Here is a 20,861-nt window from a genome sequence, read left to right as displayed (position 1 = left end):
GACATAAGAGAACACAGATGTTTAATGCCGATCTAAAAGCCTGGCACGATCTGGCCTTTGTAACGGGTCAGGATAAATTGACGCACGGCATCAGAGTGCAAAGCTTTGGCCAGCTTCTGAATACGCGGGTCATTGATGTTGTCCGGGCGTGCCACCAGGTACTCGACGTACAAGTCTTTGCCCTTCTCGACAATCAACGCGCTGTTGGTGTCGATACCCGCTTCCAGCGCGTAGTTGGCAAACACAAAGGCCAGGTCCACCTGGCTCACAGAACGGGCCAGCATGGCGCCTTCCAGCTCACGGATTTTCAGGTGCTTGGGGTTGGTCACAATGTCACGGGTGGTCGACTGCGGGTCGCCAGGGTTTTTAAGCGTGATCAGCTTGGCCTCTTCCAAAAGCACCAGAGCACGACCGGCGTTGACCGGGTCATTGGGGATGGCCACTGAAGCGCCGTCCTTCAGCTCGGCGATGTTTTTGATTTTGGTCGAGTACGCGCCAAACGGCTCGATATGCACGCCCACTACCGGGACCAGATCCGTGTGGCGTTCCTTGTTGTACTCATCCAGAAACGGCCGGTATTGGTAGTAGTTGGCGTCGATGTTTTTAAGCGCGAGTTGTTGGTTGGGCTGGATAAAGTCGTTGAACACTTTGATCTGCAGATCAACGCCCTCCTTGGCCAACTCAGGCTTAACAAACTCAAGAATTTCGGCATGGGGCACCGGCGTGGCACCGACCACCAACGTTTCATTGGCCTGAGCGCTAAAGGCAGCCATCACGGCCACCAGAGCAAGAAGCTTTTTCATTGCACAAACTCCGAACAATCAAAAATGAGCCGTCTCAACGACGGCTGTAATGGGACACCAAACGGTCACCGGTCATTTGCAGCCCTTGCACCAACAGGACCAGCAAGGCCACGGTGACCACCATGACGTCAGTCTGAAAACGCTGATAACCAAAGCGGATTGCCAGGTCGCCCAAGCCCCCGCCACCGATCACTCCGGCCATCGCGGTGTAATCCACCAGTACGATTGCGGTCACCGTGACGGCTGCAATCAGCCCCGGCCGGGACTCTGGCAACAAGGTGTGCCAGATGATTTGCCAGGTCGTGGCGCCCATGGACTGGGTGGCCTCCACCAGGCCGCGATCAACTTCACGCAGCGCGGTTTCCACCAACCGCGCAAAGAACGGCGTACAGCCCACCACCAATGGCGGAATGGCACCCGCCACCCCCAGCGAGGTGCCGGTGATCAAGGTGGTCACCGGGATCAGCACAATCAGCAAAATGATGAAAGGCAGCGACCGCAGGACATTCACCACCATCGACAGCACGCGGTAGATACCGGGTTTGGCGTGCAACTGCTGCTTGCCGGTGAGGTACAGCACTACCCCCAGCGGCAACCCCAGCAACACGGTAAAACCCAGGGCCATGCCGAGCATGCTCAGGGTGTCGAGGCAGGCCTGGCCGATTTCAGGCCAGTTGATGTTGCTCAGCAGCGCGTCCATCGTTATGACCAGTCATGACGCGGCGGATTGACCCCGTTCAACAGCCAGTTGCCGACCACGTGGTACTTCCAGCGCACCGGGTCATGCAGGGTGTGCACGCGGGCGTTGCGCCAGTGGCGGTCATGGTTGTGTCGCGCCAGCGAGGAACGCGTGCCGCCCAATTCAAACAGACGGTTACTGGCTTCCAGGGCGATTTCCGTGGTCAGCACCTTGGCCTTGGCCACCGCCACCGAAGCCCGCGCCACGCCGTCTTCACCTGGATTTTCGCGCTCGCGGTCGAGGACTCGGCCGGCCCGTTCAAGCAAGGCTTCGGAGGCGTCCAGCTGGATGCTCAACTTGCCGATCTGGATGATGGTCAGCGGGTCCTCGCTGGCCTTGTCCAACCCCGAGTCGATCCATGGGCGAGCGTGATCACGCACAAAACTCAGGGTGTCGCGCAAGGCCGCGCGAGCAATACCAGCATCAATCGCAGCGGTGGTGATTTGCGCAATCGGTCCGGCCAGGGTCGGGTTTTCATAAGACTGGTACGTCTTGAACACGTTAAAGGCCGGCACCCGCAGGTTTTCTGCGAGCACCGTGCCGCTGGCGGTGTTGCGCTGGCCAATGCTCGACCAGTCATCCACCACGGTGAGGCCCGGCGTGCGCCGCGGCACAAACGCCAAGTGCGCCTTGTCGTCGGCATTCAGCGCCAGCACCCCCAGCCAATGGGCGTACAACGAGCCGGTGCAGTAGCCTTTACGGCCATTGATCACCACCTCATCGCCTTCGCTGACAAAGCGCGTCTGGATGTCTTGCACGGTCTTGCCGCCGGTTTCAGAAATCGCATTGGCAAAACGATTGCCCTTGAGCGCCAGCCCAAGAAACCAGGCCTTCTGCTCTTGTGTGCCTTGCAGACGAATGTCTTCGAGCAGGCAGTAATGGTTCTGCGGGATCTGCCCGAGAGAAGCATCGGCCGCCGAAATGATGGCGATCACCTCGGCCAGCGTGGCGAACGACACCTCAGCACCGCCGTACTCCTTGGGCACGGTAATGCCCCACAGGCCGCTGTTGGAGAACACGTCCACCACCTCAGCAGGCACTTCGCGCTGACGGTCGCGCTCGGCATCACCTTCGAGTAAAAACGCGGCGACCTTGTGGGCGACTTCAATGGCTTCTGCGTCTGTGCGGATGACATGGGCATCGGGAACAGACAGTGGGTAATGGGCGTCGGCTGGGGTGTTCGACATGGGGTTCTCACTCTTGACTCGTGTTTAATCGCCAACAGATGCGATCGTTATTCACAACAGAGCAGAATCCATGCCAGATAATTTTTTGTTTAAATTCAGTAAGTTATTGTTTATTCGAAGCATCAATAGTTGGCCTGGCAACAGTCTGTAGAACAACTGTTGCCAGACCAACACTGCCTGCGCAAACCCAGGATCACAGCCTTCGTGCCTCGGCAGTTCCTACAGGGTTGGCGCTACGCAGGCGAGCTTGTGAACATCAATGACCGACGACAGCAGCCCCGGCCTGGCGCCGCCCCTTGGGAAAACCGTGCTGACGAGCGTTGAACACGATCAACAACCCGGCCAGCAACAACACCAACAACGCCCAGGGCAACGCACTCACACCGACTTGATCGAGCAACACGCCACCCGTAAGCGCTCCGCCAGCAATGGCGCTGTTCCAGACCACCACGTTCATCGACAACGCCACATCGGCGCCCTCACCTGCCGCGTCTGCCAGTGCCGTCTGCAGCAAGGTTGCCGCACCGCCAAAGGACAGGCCCCAGATGAAAATACCGACGTACACCACCGGCGCAGACTGGAAGAACACACCAAACAACAGGGCAATCGCGGTAAACGCAGCAAGGCTGACCAGCACCACCCTGCGTAAATGGCTGTCGACCAGCCGACTGGTCAGCCAGATGCTCAACAGCGCCGCAAGGCCAAATACCAGCAACACAAGATCCACCTCATCGGCCAGACCCGCTGGCGTCACAAACGGGGCGATATAGGTGTAGAGCATGTTGTGCGCGAGCATCCAGGTCATCACCACCGCAAGCACGGAGCGCACCCCGGGTGTCAGCAGTACCTGACGCAAGCCGATGCGCTGGGTGCTGGCCTGCCCCGGATAATCCGGCACTTTGGCCAGCACCCAGACAATCAGCACCACAGTCAGTATCGACATCAGGCCGAAGGCGCTGCGCCAGCCCATCAGCGCCCCCAGCCAGGTGCCCAGCGGTACACCCAGTGACAGCGCGATGGGCGTACCGACCATCGCCACCGCCATGGCGCGGCCCTGCAAGTGCGGCGCAACCATACGTCGTGCGTACCCCGCCAACAGGCTCCAGGCCAGACCGGCCGAGGCGCCCGCGCAAAAGCGCGCCACCAGGGTCACGCCATAGTGTGACGACCACGCGGTGATCGAGTTGAACAGCAGAAAACCCACAATGGTCAGCAGCAAAACATTGCGCCGCCGCCAGCCCTGGGTGGCGATGGTCAAAGGAATCGCCGCCAGCAATGAACCCAGCGCGTAGACCGTGACCATCTGCCCGGCCATTGCCGAGGAGATCTCAAGGCCGCTGCTGATTTGGGTCAGCAAACCCGCCGGCAACGTCTCGGTGACAATGCAGATAAACCCGGTCATGGCCAGCGCCAGCAGCGCGCCCATGGGTAATCGCTCAGTAGTGTCGCGCTCTTCAACCATCGCCTGTCCCAACCTGTCTTAGTTATGTATCGATAGGTACAGATGTTGGCGATGCAAAAGCGATTGGTCAACGACTTTTGTATCGACTAGTATTTATGTCTTGTGAAAAAAGGAGGCTGACAATGGCCCAGATGGGACGCCCACGTACGTTTGACCGTGACGCGGCAATCACTCAAGCCATGCACCTGTTTTGGCAGCATGGTTATGACTCCACCTCGCTGAGCCAGCTCAAGGCGAACATCGGCCCAGGCATTTCGGCACCGAGTTTTTATGCCGCTTTTGGCTCCAAGGAGGCCTTGTTCAAAGAAGTCATGGAACGTTATCTGAACTCCCATGGCCGCGTGACCGAGAGCCTGCAAGACCCCGGCATTGCCCCGCGTGAAGCCATCGAACTGGCGTTGCGCCGCTCAGCCCGCATGCAATGTGAACCGGGGCACCCACGTGGCTGCCTGGTAACACTGGGGCTGATGAGTGCGTGTTCGGCTGAAACCCTGGAGATATGCGCCCCACTGGCCCAAGCCCGTGCGCGTAACCGGGCCGGGCTCATTGCCTGCATCGAGCGCGGCGTCGCCTCGGGCGAACTGTCCGCGCAGACCAACGTTGTTGCGTTGGCCACAGTGTTTGAAAGCTTTTTGCTGGGGCTGACGACGCTTGCACGGGACGGCCTGGAGCACGCAGTACTGGACGCCGCTGTCACCCAGGTAATGAGCGCATGGGACGTGATGCGCGTGGCCGCGTAACGGCTTGCGCTCATGTCTGTTTTTGGCGGGTCAGCTCATCAATCAGCAGTTGCGTCGGGGCGGTTAATGCCACGCCTTTGCGGGTGACGATTTCGTACGGCTCGCTGCGTGATTTCAAGTCCAGCGCCAAGCGCATCAGCATGCCGTGGGTCACCGCCATTTGCGCAACGTCCACCGGCATTACGGCGACCAGTTGCGGGTCCTGCAAGAGCAATGACAGCGTGGTGAAGGTCGATGAGGTTTCAATCGGATACGCCGGGAAGTTAAGCCCCGCTTCCCTGAACTCCCGCTCAAGGGTCAGGCGCATGGGCATGTTGACCGGGAACACCACCCACGACGAATCTGCCAGTTCGCTCAACGCCAGCGACGTACGGCGCGCAAACCGGTGCGCGGTGTTAGCGACCACGATCAGCGGCTCCTGCTCGCGCAGGCGGCTGTCATAAGCCGCCGGATGTTTGCTGACGCTGGTGCGGCATATGGCCAGGTCCAGGCGCCCTTCGTCGAGTAATCCCAACAGGCGAGCGCTGGTGTCTTCGACGATTTCTACCGATAACTGCGGCTGTTTGGCGCGCAATTGCGCCAGGCACTCCACCAGCACCGGCACTGCGCCCATGATCACCCCCACCGACAGACGCCCGCCATGGCCTTGCAAAATGCCGAGCATTTCTTCGCGCAGGTGTGCCACATCGGTGTGTATCAAACGCGCGTAACGGATCACGCAACGCCCCAGATCATTGGGCGTCAGGCCTTTGGGCGTGCGCTCGAACAGGGTTGCGCCCAGCGTTGATTCAATTTCGTGCAGCGCCTTGGTCGCGCCGGGCTGGGTAATTGCCACAGACTCGGCGGCCTTGTGCAGCGAGCCGAATTCGTCCAGCGCAATCAACAACCGCAGTTGTTTGAGGCGCAGCCGGGAAATGATGGTGGTCAGGGATGGCAGCATGGGGATGACTATTGGTTATCGCTCAATCAGCATCTGTCATTAGGCAGCATCCCTGACAAAAATTAAAGTGAGCGCCAGAAGGGGTTATCAACCCGCCATAAAAATAATCTGCGAGAGTTCACTGTATGCGCTTGATCCAGTTTGAAACAGCTCAAGGCCAGCGCCACGTCGGGGTGATCGAGGGCGATGAGATCCATGTGGTGCTGGGCATCGAAACCACCCGCGAACTGGCGCTGGAGGCCATCCGTAAAGGCCACGGCCTGGTCGCTGAAGTGCTGGCCCGTGGCACCGAGGCAAGTCCTGTCAGTTATAGCCAGACACTGGAGCAAGGCCGCGTACTCCCGCCGCTGGACCATGCAGACCCGGCCCACTGCCTGATCAGCGGCACCGGCCTGACCCACTTGGGCAGCGCCTCGACACGCGACAAGATGCACCAGCAAAATGCAACCGATCACAGCACCATGACCGACACCGCACGTATTTTTCAGTGGGGCATTGAAGGTGGCCGCCCGGCATCCGGCACGGTGGGCGTGCAACCGGAGTGGTTCTACAAGGGTGACGGCTCGATCGTGGTTCGCCCCGGCAGTGCATTCAGCAAACCGACCTTCGCTGAAGATGCCGGTGAAGAACCCGAACTGACCGGCCTGTATGTAGTGGGCGACGATGGCAAGCCCTACCGGGTAGGCTTTGCGCTGGGCAATGAATTTTCTGACCACGTCATGGAGCGCCGTAACTACCTGTACCTCGCGCACTCTAAATTGCGCAATTGCAGTTACGGCCCCGAGCTGCGTGTCGGCGAGCTGCCGCGTCACCTGACCGGCATGAGCCGCATCCTGCGCGGGAACGAGGTGGTCTGGGAAAAAGAGTTTCTCAGCGGTGAAGACAACATGTGCCACAGCCTGGAAAACCTTGAATACCACCACTTCAAGTACCCGCAGTTCCTGCGCCCAGGCGATGTACACGTGCATTTCTTTGGGACCGCCACTCTGTCGGTGGCCGACAACATTCACACCCTGGAAGGTGACCGCTTCGAAATCAGCATGCCGGAGTTCGGCGCACCGCTGATCAACGGCATACAGGCAGGCACCGCTGAACTGCCAGCCGGGCACGTCGTAACGTTGTAGCAAGGCTTTGTGGGCTTGCCTGCAAGCCCACTCCCCGCTTGATAAAAAACATAAAAAAGCGAGACGAACATGAACAGCAAAATTGCACCGGCCGCCCCCAGCCAGGCCGCCGGGCTTGCAGACGCCTCACGACCTACCACGGTGCGCTGGCGCATATTTTTGATCCTGCTGCTGTTGTCGGCGATCAACTACATCGACCGCGCGTCACTGTCGGTGGCCTTGCCACTGATTTCCAGCGAATTTGAAATGACCCCGGCCCTGGAAGGCCTGATGCTCAGCGCGTTCTTTTGGTCCTATGCGCTGATGCAAATTCCTGGCGGCATGCTCCTGGACCGTTTTCAGGTGCGCAATATCGTCGGTGTGGCGACCGTGGGCTGGGGCTTCTTCCAGGCCATCGCAGGGGGCGCCCACAGCTGGATGACCTTGCTCGCCACCCGTATCGGTCTGGGCGTTGCCGAATCACCGATCATGCCCGCCGGGGCCAAGCTGAACGGTGCCTGGCTGACGCCCAATGAGCGGGGCCGCGGGGCAACCCTGGTGGATGGCGGCGCACCCTTGGGCACAGCCTTTGGCGCCATCATCATCGCGGGTCTGATTACCTGGTTCGACTCGTGGCGCATTGCGTTCGTGATCGCCGGTGTCGGCACCATGATCGTCGGTGTCTGGGCCTGGTGGTACATCCGTAATAACCCGGCCGAACACCCTAAAGTCAACGCAGCTGAACTGGCCTATATCACCAACGCCAATGCCGAGGCGGCGAAAACCAACGGCGAACGCAAAGCCATCCTCAAAGACTTGCTGAAAAGCCGCTCGGTATTGGCCATGTTCGCCGGGTACGCCTGCTACAACAGCGTGTTCTACGGCTTGCTGACCTGGATGCCGAGCTACCTGCACAAGGCGCACAACCTCGATATCAAGGCCATGGGCGGTGCAACGTTCCTGATCTTTATGTGCGGGTTTATCGGCGAGATCTTCGGCGGTTGGCTGGCGGACAAATGGAAAGACGCAGGCGGCGCTCCGAACAAGGTGATGCGCACCATGTTCGGCGGCTCGGCGGCGATTGCTGCGCTGTGCATCCTGCTGGTGGCCTACACACCGGACGCTTTCACCGTGATTTCGCTGCTCTGCGTGGCCCTGTTTTTCATTCGCTGGTGCGGTATGTACTGGTGCTTACCAGCCATTTTGGGCGGTAAATCCAAGGCGGGCGTACTGGGCGGCAGCATGAATTTCTGCGGCAACATGGTCGGCGTCATCGTACCGATCCTGATCGGCCTGATCGTGCAGTTCACCGGTTCGTACTTCCTCGCGCTGATCTTCTTCGTGGTGATGGCTTTCGGTCTGATGCTGTTCTCATCCCTCATCGACTACCGCGAGCGCGGTCTGGCCTGAGCCTTTCACTGAGGTAACTGTTGATGCAACTCATAACTAAAACAGGCAGTGAAAATGCTGCCAACGCCGTGATTCGACTCAACCCGCTGGACGATGTGCTGATTGCCCGCCAGCCCATTCCCAAAGGCCTGATCCTTGAGTCCGAAGGGCTGACAGCGCTGGACGCCATCCCTTCGGGCCACAAGATCGCGACCCGTGATCTGCAGGCCGGCCAGGCGCTACGCCGTTATGGACAGATCATTGGCTTCGCCAGCCAGCCGATCAAGGCCGGTGAACACGTGCATGTGCACAACCTGGCCATGGGGGATTTTTCGCGCGATTACGCCTTTGGTGTGGATGCGCGGGGGATTCATACGCCCAACCAGGACACCTTTATGGGCATCGTGCGCGCGGACGGCCGCGTCGCTACCCGTAACTACGTGGGCATCCTGACGTCGGTGAACTGCTCGGCGACGGTGGCCAAGGCCATCGCCGATCACTTTCGCCGCGACATCAACCCGCAGGCCCTGATCGACTACCCCAACGTGGATGGCGTGGTCGCCCTGACCCACAGTTTTGGGTGCGCAGTCGACCCCGGCGGCGAAGCCCTGGCCATGCTGCGCCGGACCTTGGGCGGCTATGCGATTCACCCCAACTTTGCCTCGGTGCTGATGATCGGTCTGGGTTGTGAAACCAACCAGATCGCGGATTTGCTGGAGGCCCAAGGCCTGGAAAAAGGTGAATTCCTGCGCGCCTTTACCATTCAAGGCACAGGCGGCACGTCGAAAACCATTGCCAGCGGCATCGAGCAGGTTAAATCCCTGCTGGCCGAGGCCAACCGCGTCGAGCGTGAGCCGGTCAGTGCCAAACACTTGATCATCGGCTTGCAATGCGGCGGTTCCGATGGCTACTCGGGCATCACCGCCAACCCGGCACTGGGCAACGCGGTAGATCGCCTGGTGGCTGCGGGCGGGACTGCAATCCTTTCCGAGACCCCGGAAATCTATGGCGCCGAGCATTTGCTCACACGCCGTGCGGTCAGTCGTGAAGTCGGTGAAAAGCTGATCAAGCGGATTCACTGGTGGGAAGACTACTGCAAGCGCATGAACGCCGAGCTGAACAACAACCCGTCGGCGGGCAACAAGGCCGGAGGCTTGACCACCATCCTCGAAAAATCCCTGGGCGCCGTGGCCAAAGCCGGTTCCAGTGACCTGGTCGATGTTTACGAATACGCCGAGACGGTGCGCGCCCACGGCCTGGTGTTTATGGACACGCCGGGCTACGACCCGATTTCGGCCACCGGCCAGGTGGCGGGCGGCGCCAACCTGATTGCGTTCACCACAGGGCGCGGTTCGGCCTATGGCTGCGCGCCCTCGCCGTCGATCAAGCTGGCCACTAACACCCGCCTGTGGGAGACCCAGGAAGAAGACATGGACGTGAACTGCGGCGGCATTGCCGACGCCAGCATGACCATCGAAGAACGCGGCGAGTACATCTACCGCCTGATGTTGCGCATCGCCTCCGGTGAGCGCAGTAAAAGCGAACAGCACGGTTACGGCCAAAACGAATTTGTGCCATGGCAGATCGGTGCAATTACCTAAGCCAGTGATGACACACCACACCTGTGGGAACCGGGCTTGCCCGCTCCCACGGGTTTCATTGTTTTTTCAAGGAGATGGACATGACCCAGATTACCGGCCAGAACTTTATTGGCGGCCAGCGCAGCGGCGCTGGCGCTGTTCATTTGCAAAGCCTGGATGCAACGACCGGTGAAGCCCTGCCGTATCAGTTTGTGCAGGCCACCGACGCCGAAGTAGACGCCGCCGCCAACGCGGCCAGCGCCGCCTTCGCGGCCTTTCGCAGTTTGCCCGCCAGCCGCCGTGCGGAATTTTTAGAAGCCATTGCCGAAGAAATCGACGCACTGGGCGACGCGTTTGTGGCCATTGTTTGCCGTGAAACCGCCCTGCCCGCCGGGCGTATTCAGGGTGAGCGCGGCCGCACCAGCGGGCAGATGCGTTTGTTTGCCCAGGTGCTGCGGCGCGGCGATTTTTATGGCGCGCGGATCGATCAGGCCCTGCCCGACCGCCAACCGCTGCCTCGCGCTGACCTGCGCCAATACCGCATCGGCGTCGGCCCGGTCGCCGTTTTCGGTGCCAGCAACTTTCCGCTGGCGTTCTCAACCGCAGGCGGCGACACCGCAGCGGCACTGGCCGCCGGTTGCCCGGTGGTGTTCAAAGCCCACAGCGGCCACATGGCAACCGCCGAATGGGTGGCGCAGGCGATTATTCGGGCTGCTGAGCGTACCGGTATGCCTGCGGGCGTGTTCAACATGATCTACGGCGCCGGGGTTGGCGCAACGCTGGTCAAGCATCCGGCGATTCAAGCCGTCGGCTTTACCGGCTCACTGTCGGGCGGTCGCGCCCTGTGTGACATGGCGGCGGCACGCCCGCAACCGATCCCGGTATTTGCCGAGATGTCGAGCATCAACCCGGTGGTGTTGCTGCCAGAAGCCTTGCAACAGCGCGGCGAACAGATCGCCAAAGAGTTGGGTGGCTCGGTGATGCTCGGCGCCGGTCAGTTCTGCACCAGCCCTGGCCTGGTGCTGGGGATTGCCTCACCAGCGTTCAGCGCCTTTGTCGATGCACTGGGCTCGTTTTTCAGCGCCCAACCGGCGCACACACTGCTCAATGCCGGTGGCCTGAAAAGCTATGTCAAAGGTCTCAGCCATTTGGCTTCGGTCGAAGGCATTCGCCATCTCGCAGGTTCGCAACAACAGGGCAATCAGGCGCACCCGCAGCTGTTCCAGGCCGATGCCAGCCTGCTGATCGGCGGTGCCGAGGTGCTGCAAGAAGAAGTCTTTGGCCCGACCACCATCGTCATTGAAGTGGCCGACAAAGCGCAGTTGCTGCAAGCGCTGCACAGCCTGCACGGTCAACTCACGGCCACGCTGATCAGTGAGCCTGCGGACTTGCAAGCCTTTGCCGAAGTGGTGCCGGTACTTGAGCACAAGGCTGGCCGCTTGCTGATCAACGGCTACCCGACCGGGGTTGAGGTGTGTGATGCCATGGTCCATGGCGGGCCTTATCCGGCGACATCGGATGCCCGTGGCACATCGGTCGGCAGCCTGGCCATCGACCGTTTCCTGCGTCCGGTGTGTTTCCAGAACTACCCGGACAGCCTGCTGCCCGATGCGCTCAAGAACGCCAACCCGCTGGGGATCCAGCGCCTGCTCAACGGTCAGCCGAGCCGTGAGGCGCTGAATTGACGCTTACTGGTCAGCCGCGTAAATAACCGTTTGCGCGCTGTCCGGGGCCACGGACTTGAGGGTGAAGTAGGTGTCACCCTCATCAGTGAGAATCTCGTATTGCACTTTGCCGGGTACGCGATTCGCCACGCTGACGTGCTTGATGATTTTCAGCACGCGCTGGAACTTCACATTCTGGGTGCCGTTCTGGGCGGGGCCGGTGAGCACGCTAACGGTCTGAAACCAGTCTTGATTCTTCTTGTGCGACACCAGCGTATCGGTCAATGCCTCAAAGCGTTCAAGGCGGGTAAACCCCCACAAGGTTTGCTCTGCCGACGCCTTGCCCTGAGCGTTTGAGCCGGTAAACACAAACAGATTAATGGCCGGATTGTCTTCACAAAAAAAATCGTAGGGCACCAGCCCATCGACCATTTTCTTGCCCGCGACAAAGCCTTTTTTATGCACCAAAAACATGTATACCTCCACTCAATGGCATCACCACAACCTCAGACAGTGCTGAGCGGGAAGTCTACGGGGGCAAGGCGTACAGAGCCGTCAAGGCTATGTAATATCGTGTAAAGATCATAAAACGTGTGAGCTGCCGCCCCGTCTTCGACGCCGCGCTGTCGCGCAGCAAACAGGCCGCCGAGTATCTTCAGCATCCCCCAATCGGTTCCCTCTCCTTCGGGAGAGGGCTAGGGTGAGGGGGCTCTTGACTTGAGTACATATCCGTTGCTGCGGCAACGGCCACTTAGGGTTCCGGCCTTACGCCGCGTCACTTTGCAAAAGCGGCAAAGTAACCAAAACGCTTTTGCCCCTACCCCTCGGGGCCTCGCTGAGGCTCGGCATGCCCTCACCACAGGCCTTGCTCCGTAGGCCCGCCGCGATCGGCCATCCATGGCCGTGTCGCGGCTAACCCGGCGTCCTGCCGGGTTACCCACTGCGCAAAACCTGCGTTCGGCCAGCGTGGTTTAATGGGGCCTTTTAGATCAAGATCAAGATCAAAAGCAAGATCTAGATCAAAAGATCGCGAGGCGAGCTCGCTCCTACACGGGGTCTTTGGGCAGGCTGATTTCTACGGTGAGGCCGCCCGAGGGCTGGTTGTAGGCGACGATGGTGCCGCCGTGCATTTCCACCGAGCGTGAAGCAATTGCCAAGCCCAATCCAAAACCGCCACTGGGCTCGCTGGCGCCGCGTTCGAAGGGCTGGAAAATGCTCTTCAGGCGCTGTTCTTCAACCCCCGGCCCATGATCGGTAATTTGCACCTGCAAGCTGTTGCCCGCCAGGCTGGTCTGGGTGGTTACCCGCACACGCGTGCCGGGGCGGGTATGGCGAACGGCGTTACGAATCACGTTTTCAAAGCAGCGATACAGCAGTTCACCGCTCACCCGGCTGACAAACGGTGGGCCCGCCTGCAAGGTGACTTCGCAGTCTTTGACCCCCGCTTCAAACTGCGCATCTTCAACGATCAATCGGAGCAATTCGATGATGTCGACCAACTCCCGCTCGATGCTGTCGGGCCGCCCCTGAACGCGGGCCAAGGTCAGCAGCGCTTCAATCAGGGTGTCCATGCGCACCGACTCGCGCTCGATGCGCTCGACCATTTCTTTGCGCCCGGGGTCTTGATGCAACAGCCCGATCGCCACTTGCATGCGCGTCAGCGGTGAGCGCAATTCGTGGGAGATGTCATGCAGCAAGCTCTGTTGCGCCTCGACCAGCAGCCTCAGTTGGTTGGCCATGCGGTCACAGTCTTCGGCCAGGTCGACGATTTCATCACGGCGCCCGCCCATCATCGGTTTGACCCGCGTCCCGAAACGCCCCTGGGCCACGTCACTCATGGCGCGGCGCAAAAAGGTCAACGGCCAGGTCAGGTAAAAGGCCATGTAACCGCTGAACAACGCGCTCATCACCGTGCCGATAATCAACGGCATCAGGCCCGGCCCCTCGCCAAACTCCGGCCCTGGTTCGCCGTGCTCACCTGGCGCGCGGGTCGAGCGGATAAACAGCTCGATGCCTTCCTTGCTCAGCACCGCGCGCTCGAACACCGGGTGCAATACGGGTGACCCGGCCAGCAATTGCCCGCTGCTGTCATACACGCCAATGGCCTGGTCATCGGGGTGGCGCCAGACCGTGAGCAGCTGCATGCCCGATTCGACACCAAAGGTTTCAAGCAGGTGGATTTCGCTGGTCAGGATGGTGTCGAGGTGCGGGTCCCCCGGTTTTGATTTACTCAGGATCACAAAGCCCATGCCGACAAAAAACGTCAGCGTGGTGGCCAGCCAGAACGCCAGAAACAGCTTCCAGAACAGTCGACTCGCTTTCATTATTCAGCGATCAACAGGTAGCCCAGGCCGCGCACGCTCTGGATCCAGGCTTTGGCATCAGGACGCGGGCCGAGTTTTTGCCGGATGCTGCTGATATGCACGTCGATACGCCGGTCGTAGCGGGTCAACGGGCAGCCCAGGGCATTGAGTGACAAGTCTTGCTTGCTCACCACTTGCCCGGCGCAACGGGCCAGTTCTTCGAGCAGGCTGAATTCAGTGCTGGTCAGGCCCAGCTCGTTGCCTTGCCACAGGGCCTGGCGTTTGCCGGGCCAGAGCACCAATTGCCCGGTCTTGATCGCTTCGGTCGCGGTCTGGTCAGGAGCGGGGTTGACCCGACGCATGATCGCCCGCAAGCGCGCCACCAGTTCACCCGGCGAGCTGGGTTTGGGCACGTAGTCATCCGCGCCCAGTTCAAGGCCGGTGATGCGGTCAATGTTGTCGCCACGGGCGGTCAGCAACACCACCGGCACCTGGCTGCGCGCACGAATGCGCCGCAGCACTTCGATCCCCGACAACCGGGGCAGCATGACGTCCAGTACAACAATGCTGTAGCGACCGGACAACGCCTGGACTTCGCCCTCTTCGCCGCTGTGCACGGCGGTCGCAGCAAAACCTTCGCGCTCCAGATATTCACTGAGCAGTGCAGTCAGTTCCTGGTCATCGTCGACGAGCAATACACGGATCATGGCGGACTCTTGCAAAGGGGGGCCAGGCATTATCGTAGCTGAACCGTGCAGCGTCATCGCGTAACGCCAACCTTTACCTAACTTGACACTGGGTTAACCGCACCAAACGCCCCGAGCTTTTATGCTGGCGCTCCACCCGCTTGCGTGGCTCGCGGAGCATGGCGTCTGCTCGAGTCATCCGCACGCCCGCCAGCGCTGCTTGTCGATGTGTTCTGGAAATAAAGATCTTGATGAATTTTCCGCGCCTGCTCTGCTCGGTTGCACTGCTGCTCAATGCCACCCTTGCACATGCCCAGGGTTTCAAAATTTCTGATATTCGAATCAACGGCTTGCAGCGGGTTTCCGCCGGTAGCGTGTTCGGCGCCCTGCCCTTGAATGTCGGCGAAGAAGCGGATGATCAGCGCTTGGTCGAATCCACCCGCGCCCTGTTTAAAACCGGGTTTTTCCAGGACATTCAGTTGGGCCGCGATGGCGACGTTCTGGTCATCACCGTGGTTGAACGCCCGTCTATCTCCAGCATTGATATAGAAGGCAACAAAGCCATCTCCACCGACGACCTGATGAAAGGCCTCAAGCAATCGGGGCTGGCCGAAGGCGAGATTTTCCAGAAGGCCACCCTTGAAGGCGTGCGCAACGAGCTGCTGCGCCAATACGTGGCCCAAGGCCGTTACTCGGCCTCGGTAGACACCGAAGTCGTCTCCCAACCGCGTAACCGCGTGCAGTTGAAGATCAAGATTGACGAAGGCCAGGTGGCGGCGATCAAGCACATCAACGTGGTCGGCAATAGCGTGTTTGATCAGGCAGAACTCGACGACCAGTTCACCCTGAAGACCACCAACTGGCTGTCGTTCTTCAAGAACGATGACAAATACGCCCGCGAAAAACTCACCGGTGACCTGGAGCGCCTGCGCTCTTACTACCTGGACCGCGGCTACATCAACATGGAAATCATCTCGACGCAGGTCTCGATTTCGCCCGACAAAAAGCAGGTGTTCATCACCGTCAATATCAATGAAGGTGAAAAGTACACCGTGCGCGACGTGTCCTTGCGCGGCGACCTGAAAATCCCCGAGGACCAGATCAAAGCCTTGCTGCTGGTACAAAAGGGCCAGGTGTTCTCGCGCAAACTGATGACCACCACCTCTGACTTGATCACCCGGCGCCTCGGCAACGAAGGCTATACCTTTGCCAACGTCAACGCCGTGCCAACGCCGAATAAAAACGACCACACGGTTGATATCGTGTTCGTGGTCGACCCGGCCAAACGCGCGTACGCCAACCGCATCAACTTTCGGGGCAACACCAAGACCGAAGACCAGGTGCTGCGCCGTGAAATGCGCCAGATGGAAGGTGGCTGGGCCTCGACCTACCTGATTGATCAGTCCAAGGTGCGTCTTGAGCGTCTGGGCTACTTCAAGGAGGTCAACGTTGAAACACCGGCCGTGGCGGGTGTCGACGATCAGGTAGACGTGAACTACACCGTTGAAGAACAGGCCTCGGGCTCGATCACCGCCAGCGTCGGCTTTGCCCAAAACGCCGGTTTGATCCTCGGCGGCTCGATCACCCAGAACAACTTTTTGGGCACAGGTAACTCCGCCAGCCTTGGCCTGACCCGCTCCGAGTACCAAAGCAAATACAACATCGGCTTCACCAACCCCTACTTCACCCCGGACGGCGTGAGCCTTGGCTACAACGCGTTCTACAACAAAACCGACTACAACGATTATTACGACGATGGCGTGTCGTACTACTCGATCAATAGCTACGGTGCCGGGATCACCCTGGGTTACCCGATCAACGAAACCTCACGGGTCAGTTTTGGCCTGACCGCGCAGCACGATGAACTCAAGCCCGGCACCTACAGCGCCGATGAGATCTATGACTTCATCCAGCGCGACGGCAAGTCCTTCACCAACTTCAAAGCCAACCTGGGCTGGTCGGAATCGACCCTGAACAAAGGGATTCTGGCGACACGCGGTTACTCGCAAAACCTCAACCTGATGGTCACGGTGCCCGGCAGCGACTTGAGCTTCTACAAAATCGATTACAGCGGCCAGACCTTCCTGCCGCTGACACAGTCCACCTCGCTGCGTTTTCATACCAACCTGGGCTACGGCAATGGCTACGGCTCAACCGACGGCCTGCCGTTCTATGAAAACTACACCGCAGGCGGTGAAGGTTCGGTGCGCGGCTTTGAAAGCGGCACTCTGGGGCCCCGCAACACCCCAGCCACCGGCAAATACGCCAGCATGGGTCAGGAGTACTACACCGATCGCAAAACCGATGCGCTGGGCGGCAATATCATGATCACCGGCGGCGTCGAATACCTGTTCCCGATTCCCTTCATCAAGGACAACAAATCACTGCGAACCTCGTTGTTCTGGGACGTCGGTAGCGTGTATTCGGACAAATGCTACTTGAGCACCACCACCGGCTGCGACGGCGTAGACCTGAGCCAGATGGCCAGCTCGCTGGGCGTGGGCGTGACGTGGTACAGCCCGATGGGCCCGCTGAGCGTCAACCTGGCCTTCCCGGTGCGCAAACCGACCGATGCCGAGACGCAAATCTTCCAGTTCTCGCTGGGGCAAACGTTCTAACCCGCCCAGCGAGAACGTTATTTACATAAACCAGCGGTACTCCCGCGCGCTGATGTCTTGCATAAACGCCAGATGGTCCTGGCGTTTGTTTTCGCAATAAACGTCGACGAACTCGGCCCCCAAACCTGCGCGCAACTGCGGTTGGGGCTGCATGGCGCGCACGGCTTCGAGCATGTCCAGCGGGAAGTCGACGCCGCTGTTGCGGTCTTCGTTAAGTGGCGCAATCGGCTCTTTGGCCGACTCAAGCCCGTGCTCAAGCCCCACCAAAATCGCCGCCAACACCAGATACGGGTTGGCATCGGCGCCCGCCAGACGGTATTCCACCCGCAGGTTTTTGCTGTCTGACTCGGGAATCCGCAAGCACGCGTCGCGGTCCTCAAAGCCCCAACTGGCGCGGGTGGCGATGTTGGTGGTGCCACCCAAGCGGCGGAAAGCGTTGTGATTGGGGGCAAAAATAGGCATGCACGCGGGCAAGAGTTCCAGACAGCCCGCAATGGCATGGCGCAGCGGTTGCTGTTGATTGGCCGCCAGCAGGTTGTTGCCCGCCGCGTCATACAGGCTGACGTGCACATGCATGCCGCTGCCCGGCTGATGCAGGTAGGGCTTGGACATAAAGCTGGCCCGGTAACCGTGTTTCATCGCAACACCCCGGGTGCTGCGGCAGAACAATGCAGACCAGTCGGCGGCACGCAAACCATCGTCGAGGTGACCAAAGTTGATTTCAAACTGCCCAGGGCCCAGCTCGGCGGTGATGACCGTGGCATCGATACCCTGGATTTGCGCCGCCTCGACCATTTCATTGAGCACCGGGGCAAAACGCGACAGGCGCTCGATGTGCATGTTGGGTTGGTCGTCGGTGTCGTCGGTAAATGGGTCACGGGCAAATTTTGGCAAGCCATCACGCAGGTGCTTGTCGAAGAGATAAAACTCCAGCTCAAACGCCACCACCGGATGAATGCCTTTGCTGGCCAGGCGATCAAGCACTTGCGCGAGGACTTCACGCGGCTCGAATACGATGGGTTTTGCCGTGCCGTCAGAGGTAATCAGCATCTGCCCCAACGGCTGGCCTTCCCAGGGCACCGGCTTGAGAGTGCCTGGCACCAGACGGCGCACCGCATCCGGGTCGCCATCGTTAAAGCAATAATCACCGATCTTGAACAACCCGCCCTGCGCGCCCAGCAGCACGCAGTTTTGCGGCAACTTGAGCGCGCTGCCCCCCGCGACTTTTTCCAGCATGTCGATCGGATAACGTTTGCCGTAGAAATGCCCCGGTATGTCCAGGGAAATCAGGTCGACATAACGCACATCCGGGTAGCGCTGGCGAAAAGTCCGCACTTCGGCCAGCAGGTCAGAGCACGCAGCATCCATCGTATTCATCCTTAAATCAGGTATAGACCCACAGCACGCGTGTGAGCTGCTCGGTCAGGTTGGCGTAACGGCACAAGGTGTTGCTGTCGAACTGAAAGCTGTCGCCGGCGCGCAAGGTCACCGGGTCTTCGTCATCGCCCAACCATAAGGTCAACTCGCCCTCCAGCACATAACCGCCCTGCTCGGAGCTGTCGAGCATGTGCCGCTCGCCGCTGGTGGCACCCGCCTCCAGCAGACTTTCGAGCATGGAGAACGATGCGCGGATTTTCGGTGAAACCAGAATGTCGGTGATGCCGTTGGCCAGGTACAGGGTGCGGCGCTCGTCCGGCCGGGTGACCCAGGACAACGCTTTGGGCTTGGGCATGTTGTAGAAATAGGTGGTCGGCACGTCCAGCGTTTCGCTGATGGCGGTGAGATCCGCCACCGTCGGCCGGGACAGCCCGCGTTCGACCTGGGACATAAAACCCACCGAACGGCCAATTTTGTCGGCCAGTTCCGTAAGGGTGACTTTTTTATGCTTGCGCAGATCGTGAATGAGGATCGCCAGCGCAGCGATTTCTTCTTGTTTATTCACGCCCTGATTCCGCACAGCCTGGAAGGCACATTCACACCGCCATGAAATTTATTTAGCTTAATTTCATGAAAAATTACCCGGTAAATTTCACAAGCGCAAGGCTATTTTTTGACCAGACAACCGTGCCTAAGGGCAAAAAACCTCTCGGCATGCCCTAAAAAAACACTAAGCGGCTGTTTTTACGTGATTTTTTTCATCTAGGGGGTTCACAGGCCGAGAAAATGTCGATATATTCTCGCCCACTCTTACAGCAGATCTTAAAGACCTCGCAGTAAGCAGCGTCACACAGAGTGCCAGGCACTCTTCGCAACAGATACAGGGGCGTCGCCAAGCGGTAAGGCAGCAGGTTTTGATCCTGCCATGCGTTGGTTCAAATCCAGCCGCCCCTGCCATTTTCCAGTGTTATTCAGCCGCCAGGCATCCAACGAATAACCAATTAAACCCGTAAAACCTGTAGCCGCTGCCGAAGCATGAGGCTGCGAAAACCATTTCATCTATCTCTTCTCGCAGCCTTCGTGCCTCGTCAGCGACTACAACGCCGGGTAATCGATATATCCAGCAGCGCCACCGCCATACAGGGTGTTCGGATCCAGCTCAGCCAGAGGCGCACCGGTTTTCAGGCGTTCGACCAGATCCGGATTGGCAATAAATGGCCGCCCGAAAGCGAACAAATCTGCCTTGTTTTCTGCCAATTGCTGCTTCGCCAGCGCCAGGTCATAGCCGTTATTGGCGATGTAGGTGTTTTTGAAACGTCGACGCAACCCGGCATAGTCAAAGGGCGCAACATCACGCGGCCCGCCGGTCGCACCTTCCACTACATGCAGGTACACCAGGTCGAGCGCCGATAACTGGTCGACGATGTAATCAAACTGCGCCTGCGGATCGCTGCTGGTTATCCCGTTGGCCGGGGAAACCGGCGAAATACGGATACCGGTACGCTGCGGGCCGATCTCGCTGGCCACCGCCGACGCCACCTCCAGTAAGAAGCGGGCACGGTTGACGATGGAACCGCCATAGGCGTCGTCACGCAGGTTGGCGCCGTCTTTGGCGAATTGATCCAGCAAGTAACCGTTTGCGCCATGGATCTCGACCCCGTCAAAGCCTGCCTTGATGGCATTGGCGGCGGCCTGACGAAAATCGTTGATGATGCCCGGCAGCTCCTCAAGCTCCAGCGCCCGAGGTTCAGAGACATCCACAAAGCTGTTATTGACGAAGGTTTTGCTCTCGGCCCGCAGCGCTGAAGGCGCGACCGGGGCACCGCCATCGGGTTGCAGGTCTACGTGGGAGATCCGCCCCACATGCCATAACTGGGCAAAAATCCGCCCGCCCTTCGCATGTACGGCATCGGTCACTGCACGCCAGCCGTCAATTTGCGCCGGGGAATAAATACCGGGCGTGTCCTGATAGCCCTGCCCTTGCTGGGAGATTTGCGTGGCTTCTGAGATCAGCAAACCGGCCGAAGCCCGCTGGCTGTAATACTCTGCCGCAAACTCACTGGGCACAAACCCTTTACCCGCACGGTTACGCGTCAGCGGCGCCATCACAATGCGGTTGGCAAGCGTAAGGTGCCCAAGGGCGTAAGGCTCAAACAACGTCTTTTCGGTCATGGCTGCGGTCCTTTGGAGGAATGGCGAAGGACTGTGAGCATAGACCGCGGCGCCTCATGCTGCCGGTGCCAGCAAAAGATCTTTACGACTGCTTCGCA

At 59.5% G+C, this 20,861-nt stretch carries 17 protein-coding genes and 1 tRNA gene; 7 read left to right on the top strand and 11 right to left on the bottom strand.

Annotated elements, in window-relative coordinates:
• Positions 1-32: 32 nt before the first annotated feature.
• The 4 genes from QMX84_RS09370 to QMX84_RS09355 all read right to left on the bottom strand — a co-directional run bounded on the left by QMX84_RS09370 (position 33) and on the right by QMX84_RS09355 (position 4,191).
• Positions 33-803, bottom strand: coding sequence for a MetQ/NlpA family ABC transporter substrate-binding protein (locus QMX84_RS09370; RefSeq protein ID WP_282363673.1), 771 nt, complete (start codon positions 801-803; stop codon positions 33-35).
• Between the two features lie 34 nt (positions 804-837).
• Positions 838-1,503, bottom strand: coding sequence for a methionine ABC transporter permease (locus tag QMX84_RS09365; RefSeq protein WP_273223090.1), 666 nt, complete (start codon positions 1,501-1,503; stop codon positions 838-840).
• A 2-nt stretch (positions 1,504-1,505) separates the two neighbouring features.
• Entirely contained in the window at positions 1,506-2,729 is a 1,224-nt protein-coding gene (locus QMX84_RS09360; RefSeq protein WP_282363672.1) for an SfnB family sulfur acquisition oxidoreductase, read from the bottom strand.
• Positions 2,730-2,985: 256 nt separating this feature from the next.
• The gene (locus tag QMX84_RS09355) at positions 2,986-4,191 is read right to left on the bottom strand and encodes an MFS transporter (RefSeq protein ID WP_282363671.1); all 1,206 of its coding nucleotides are present in this window, start codon (positions 4,189-4,191) and stop codon (positions 2,986-2,988) included.
• Positions 4,192-4,313: 122 nt separating this feature from the next.
• Between QMX84_RS09355 and QMX84_RS09350 the strand changes: the two genes are divergently transcribed.
• Positions 4,314-4,931 carry a TetR/AcrR family transcriptional regulator gene (locus QMX84_RS09350; protein ID WP_262124066.1) on the top strand — a complete coding sequence of 206 codons (618 nt, stop codon included), beginning with the start codon at positions 4,314-4,316 and terminating at the stop codon, positions 4,929-4,931.
• Positions 4,932-4,941: 10 nt separating this feature from the next.
• On the opposite strand, the gene QMX84_RS09345 is transcribed toward QMX84_RS09350, so the two are convergent.
• A complete protein-coding gene (locus QMX84_RS09345) occupies positions 4,942-5,871 on the bottom strand; it encodes a LysR family transcriptional regulator (protein WP_262124064.1) in 930 nt (309 codons plus the stop codon).
• 125 nt (positions 5,872-5,996) lie between these two features.
• On the opposite strand from QMX84_RS09345, the gene araD1 reads away from it, so the two are divergent.
• The 4 genes from araD1 (at position 5,997) to QMX84_RS09325 (ending at position 11,628) form a co-directional block, all read left to right on the top strand.
• The gene (araD1, locus tag QMX84_RS09340) at positions 5,997-6,995 is read left to right on the top strand and encodes an AraD1 family protein (protein WP_282363670.1); all 999 of its coding nucleotides are present in this window, start codon (positions 5,997-5,999) and stop codon (positions 6,993-6,995) included.
• Positions 6,996-7,064: 69 nt separating this feature from the next.
• The gene (locus QMX84_RS09335) at positions 7,065-8,384 is read left to right on the top strand and encodes an MFS transporter (protein ID WP_048368912.1); all 1,320 of its coding nucleotides are present in this window, start codon (positions 7,065-7,067) and stop codon (positions 8,382-8,384) included.
• A 23-nt stretch (positions 8,385-8,407) separates the two neighbouring features.
• Positions 8,408-9,964, top strand: a complete 1,557-nt coding sequence (locus tag QMX84_RS09330) for an altronate dehydratase family protein (protein ID WP_282363669.1) — start codon at positions 8,408-8,410, stop codon at positions 9,962-9,964.
• Between the two features lie 80 nt (positions 9,965-10,044).
• On the top strand, positions 10,045-11,628 hold the full coding sequence (locus QMX84_RS09325; RefSeq protein ID WP_262124060.1) for an aldehyde dehydrogenase (NADP(+)): 1,584 nt from the start codon (positions 10,045-10,047) through the stop codon (positions 11,626-11,628).
• A 3-nt stretch (positions 11,629-11,631) separates the two neighbouring features.
• On the opposite strand, the gene QMX84_RS09320 is transcribed toward QMX84_RS09325, so the two are convergent.
• The 3 genes from QMX84_RS09320 to QMX84_RS09310 form a co-directional block, all read right to left on the bottom strand.
• Positions 11,632-12,081, bottom strand: a complete 450-nt coding sequence (locus QMX84_RS09320) for a hypothetical protein (protein ID WP_262124058.1) — start codon at positions 12,079-12,081, stop codon at positions 11,632-11,634.
• Positions 12,082-12,653: 572 nt separating this feature from the next.
• On the bottom strand, positions 12,654-13,934 hold the full coding sequence (locus QMX84_RS09315) for a HAMP domain-containing sensor histidine kinase (RefSeq protein ID WP_282363684.1): 1,281 nt from the start codon (positions 13,932-13,934) through the stop codon (positions 12,654-12,656).
• Positions 13,931-14,617: a response regulator transcription factor gene (locus tag QMX84_RS09310; RefSeq protein WP_048368907.1), complete on the bottom strand. Its 687-nt coding sequence runs from the start codon at positions 14,615-14,617 to the stop codon at positions 13,931-13,933. Before QMX84_RS09310 ends, QMX84_RS09315 begins: the two co-directional genes overlap by 4 nt.
• Before the next feature lie 230 nt (positions 14,618-14,847).
• Between QMX84_RS09310 and bamA the strand changes: the two genes are divergently transcribed.
• Positions 14,848-17,214, top strand: coding sequence for an outer membrane protein assembly factor BamA (gene bamA, locus QMX84_RS09305; protein ID WP_282363668.1), 2,367 nt, complete (start codon positions 14,848-14,850; stop codon positions 17,212-17,214).
• 21 nt (positions 17,215-17,235) lie between these two features.
• Here the strand turns inward: bamA and QMX84_RS09300 are convergent, their stop codons facing one another.
• Together QMX84_RS09300 and QMX84_RS09295 are read right to left on the bottom strand one after the other, a co-directional pair.
• The gene (locus QMX84_RS09300; protein ID WP_282363667.1) at positions 17,236-18,582 is read right to left on the bottom strand and encodes a glutamine synthetase family protein; all 1,347 of its coding nucleotides are present in this window, start codon (positions 18,580-18,582) and stop codon (positions 17,236-17,238) included.
• Between the two features lie 16 nt (positions 18,583-18,598).
• A complete protein-coding gene (locus QMX84_RS09295) occupies positions 18,599-19,156 on the bottom strand; it encodes an XRE family transcriptional regulator (RefSeq protein WP_048368902.1) in 558 nt (185 codons plus the stop codon).
• Between the two features lie 317 nt (positions 19,157-19,473).
• Here QMX84_RS09295 and QMX84_RS09290 point away from each other — a divergent pair.
• Positions 19,474-19,548: transfer RNA gene (locus QMX84_RS09290), tRNA-Gln, on the top strand.
• A 138-nt stretch (positions 19,549-19,686) separates the two neighbouring features.
• Here QMX84_RS09290 and QMX84_RS09285 read toward each other — a convergent pair.
• Positions 19,687-20,763 carry an alkene reductase gene (locus tag QMX84_RS09285; protein WP_282363666.1) on the bottom strand — a complete coding sequence of 359 codons (1,077 nt, stop codon included), beginning with the start codon at positions 20,761-20,763 and terminating at the stop codon, positions 19,687-19,689.
• Between the last annotated feature and the right edge of the window lie 98 nt (positions 20,764-20,861).

The organism is Pseudomonas sp. PS01297 (assembly GCF_029959305.1).
GTDB classification, from domain to species: Bacteria; Pseudomonadota; Gammaproteobacteria; order Pseudomonadales; family Pseudomonadaceae; genus Aquipseudomonas; species Aquipseudomonas helleri.
This window is presented reverse-complemented; position numbering and strand designations above follow the sequence as displayed.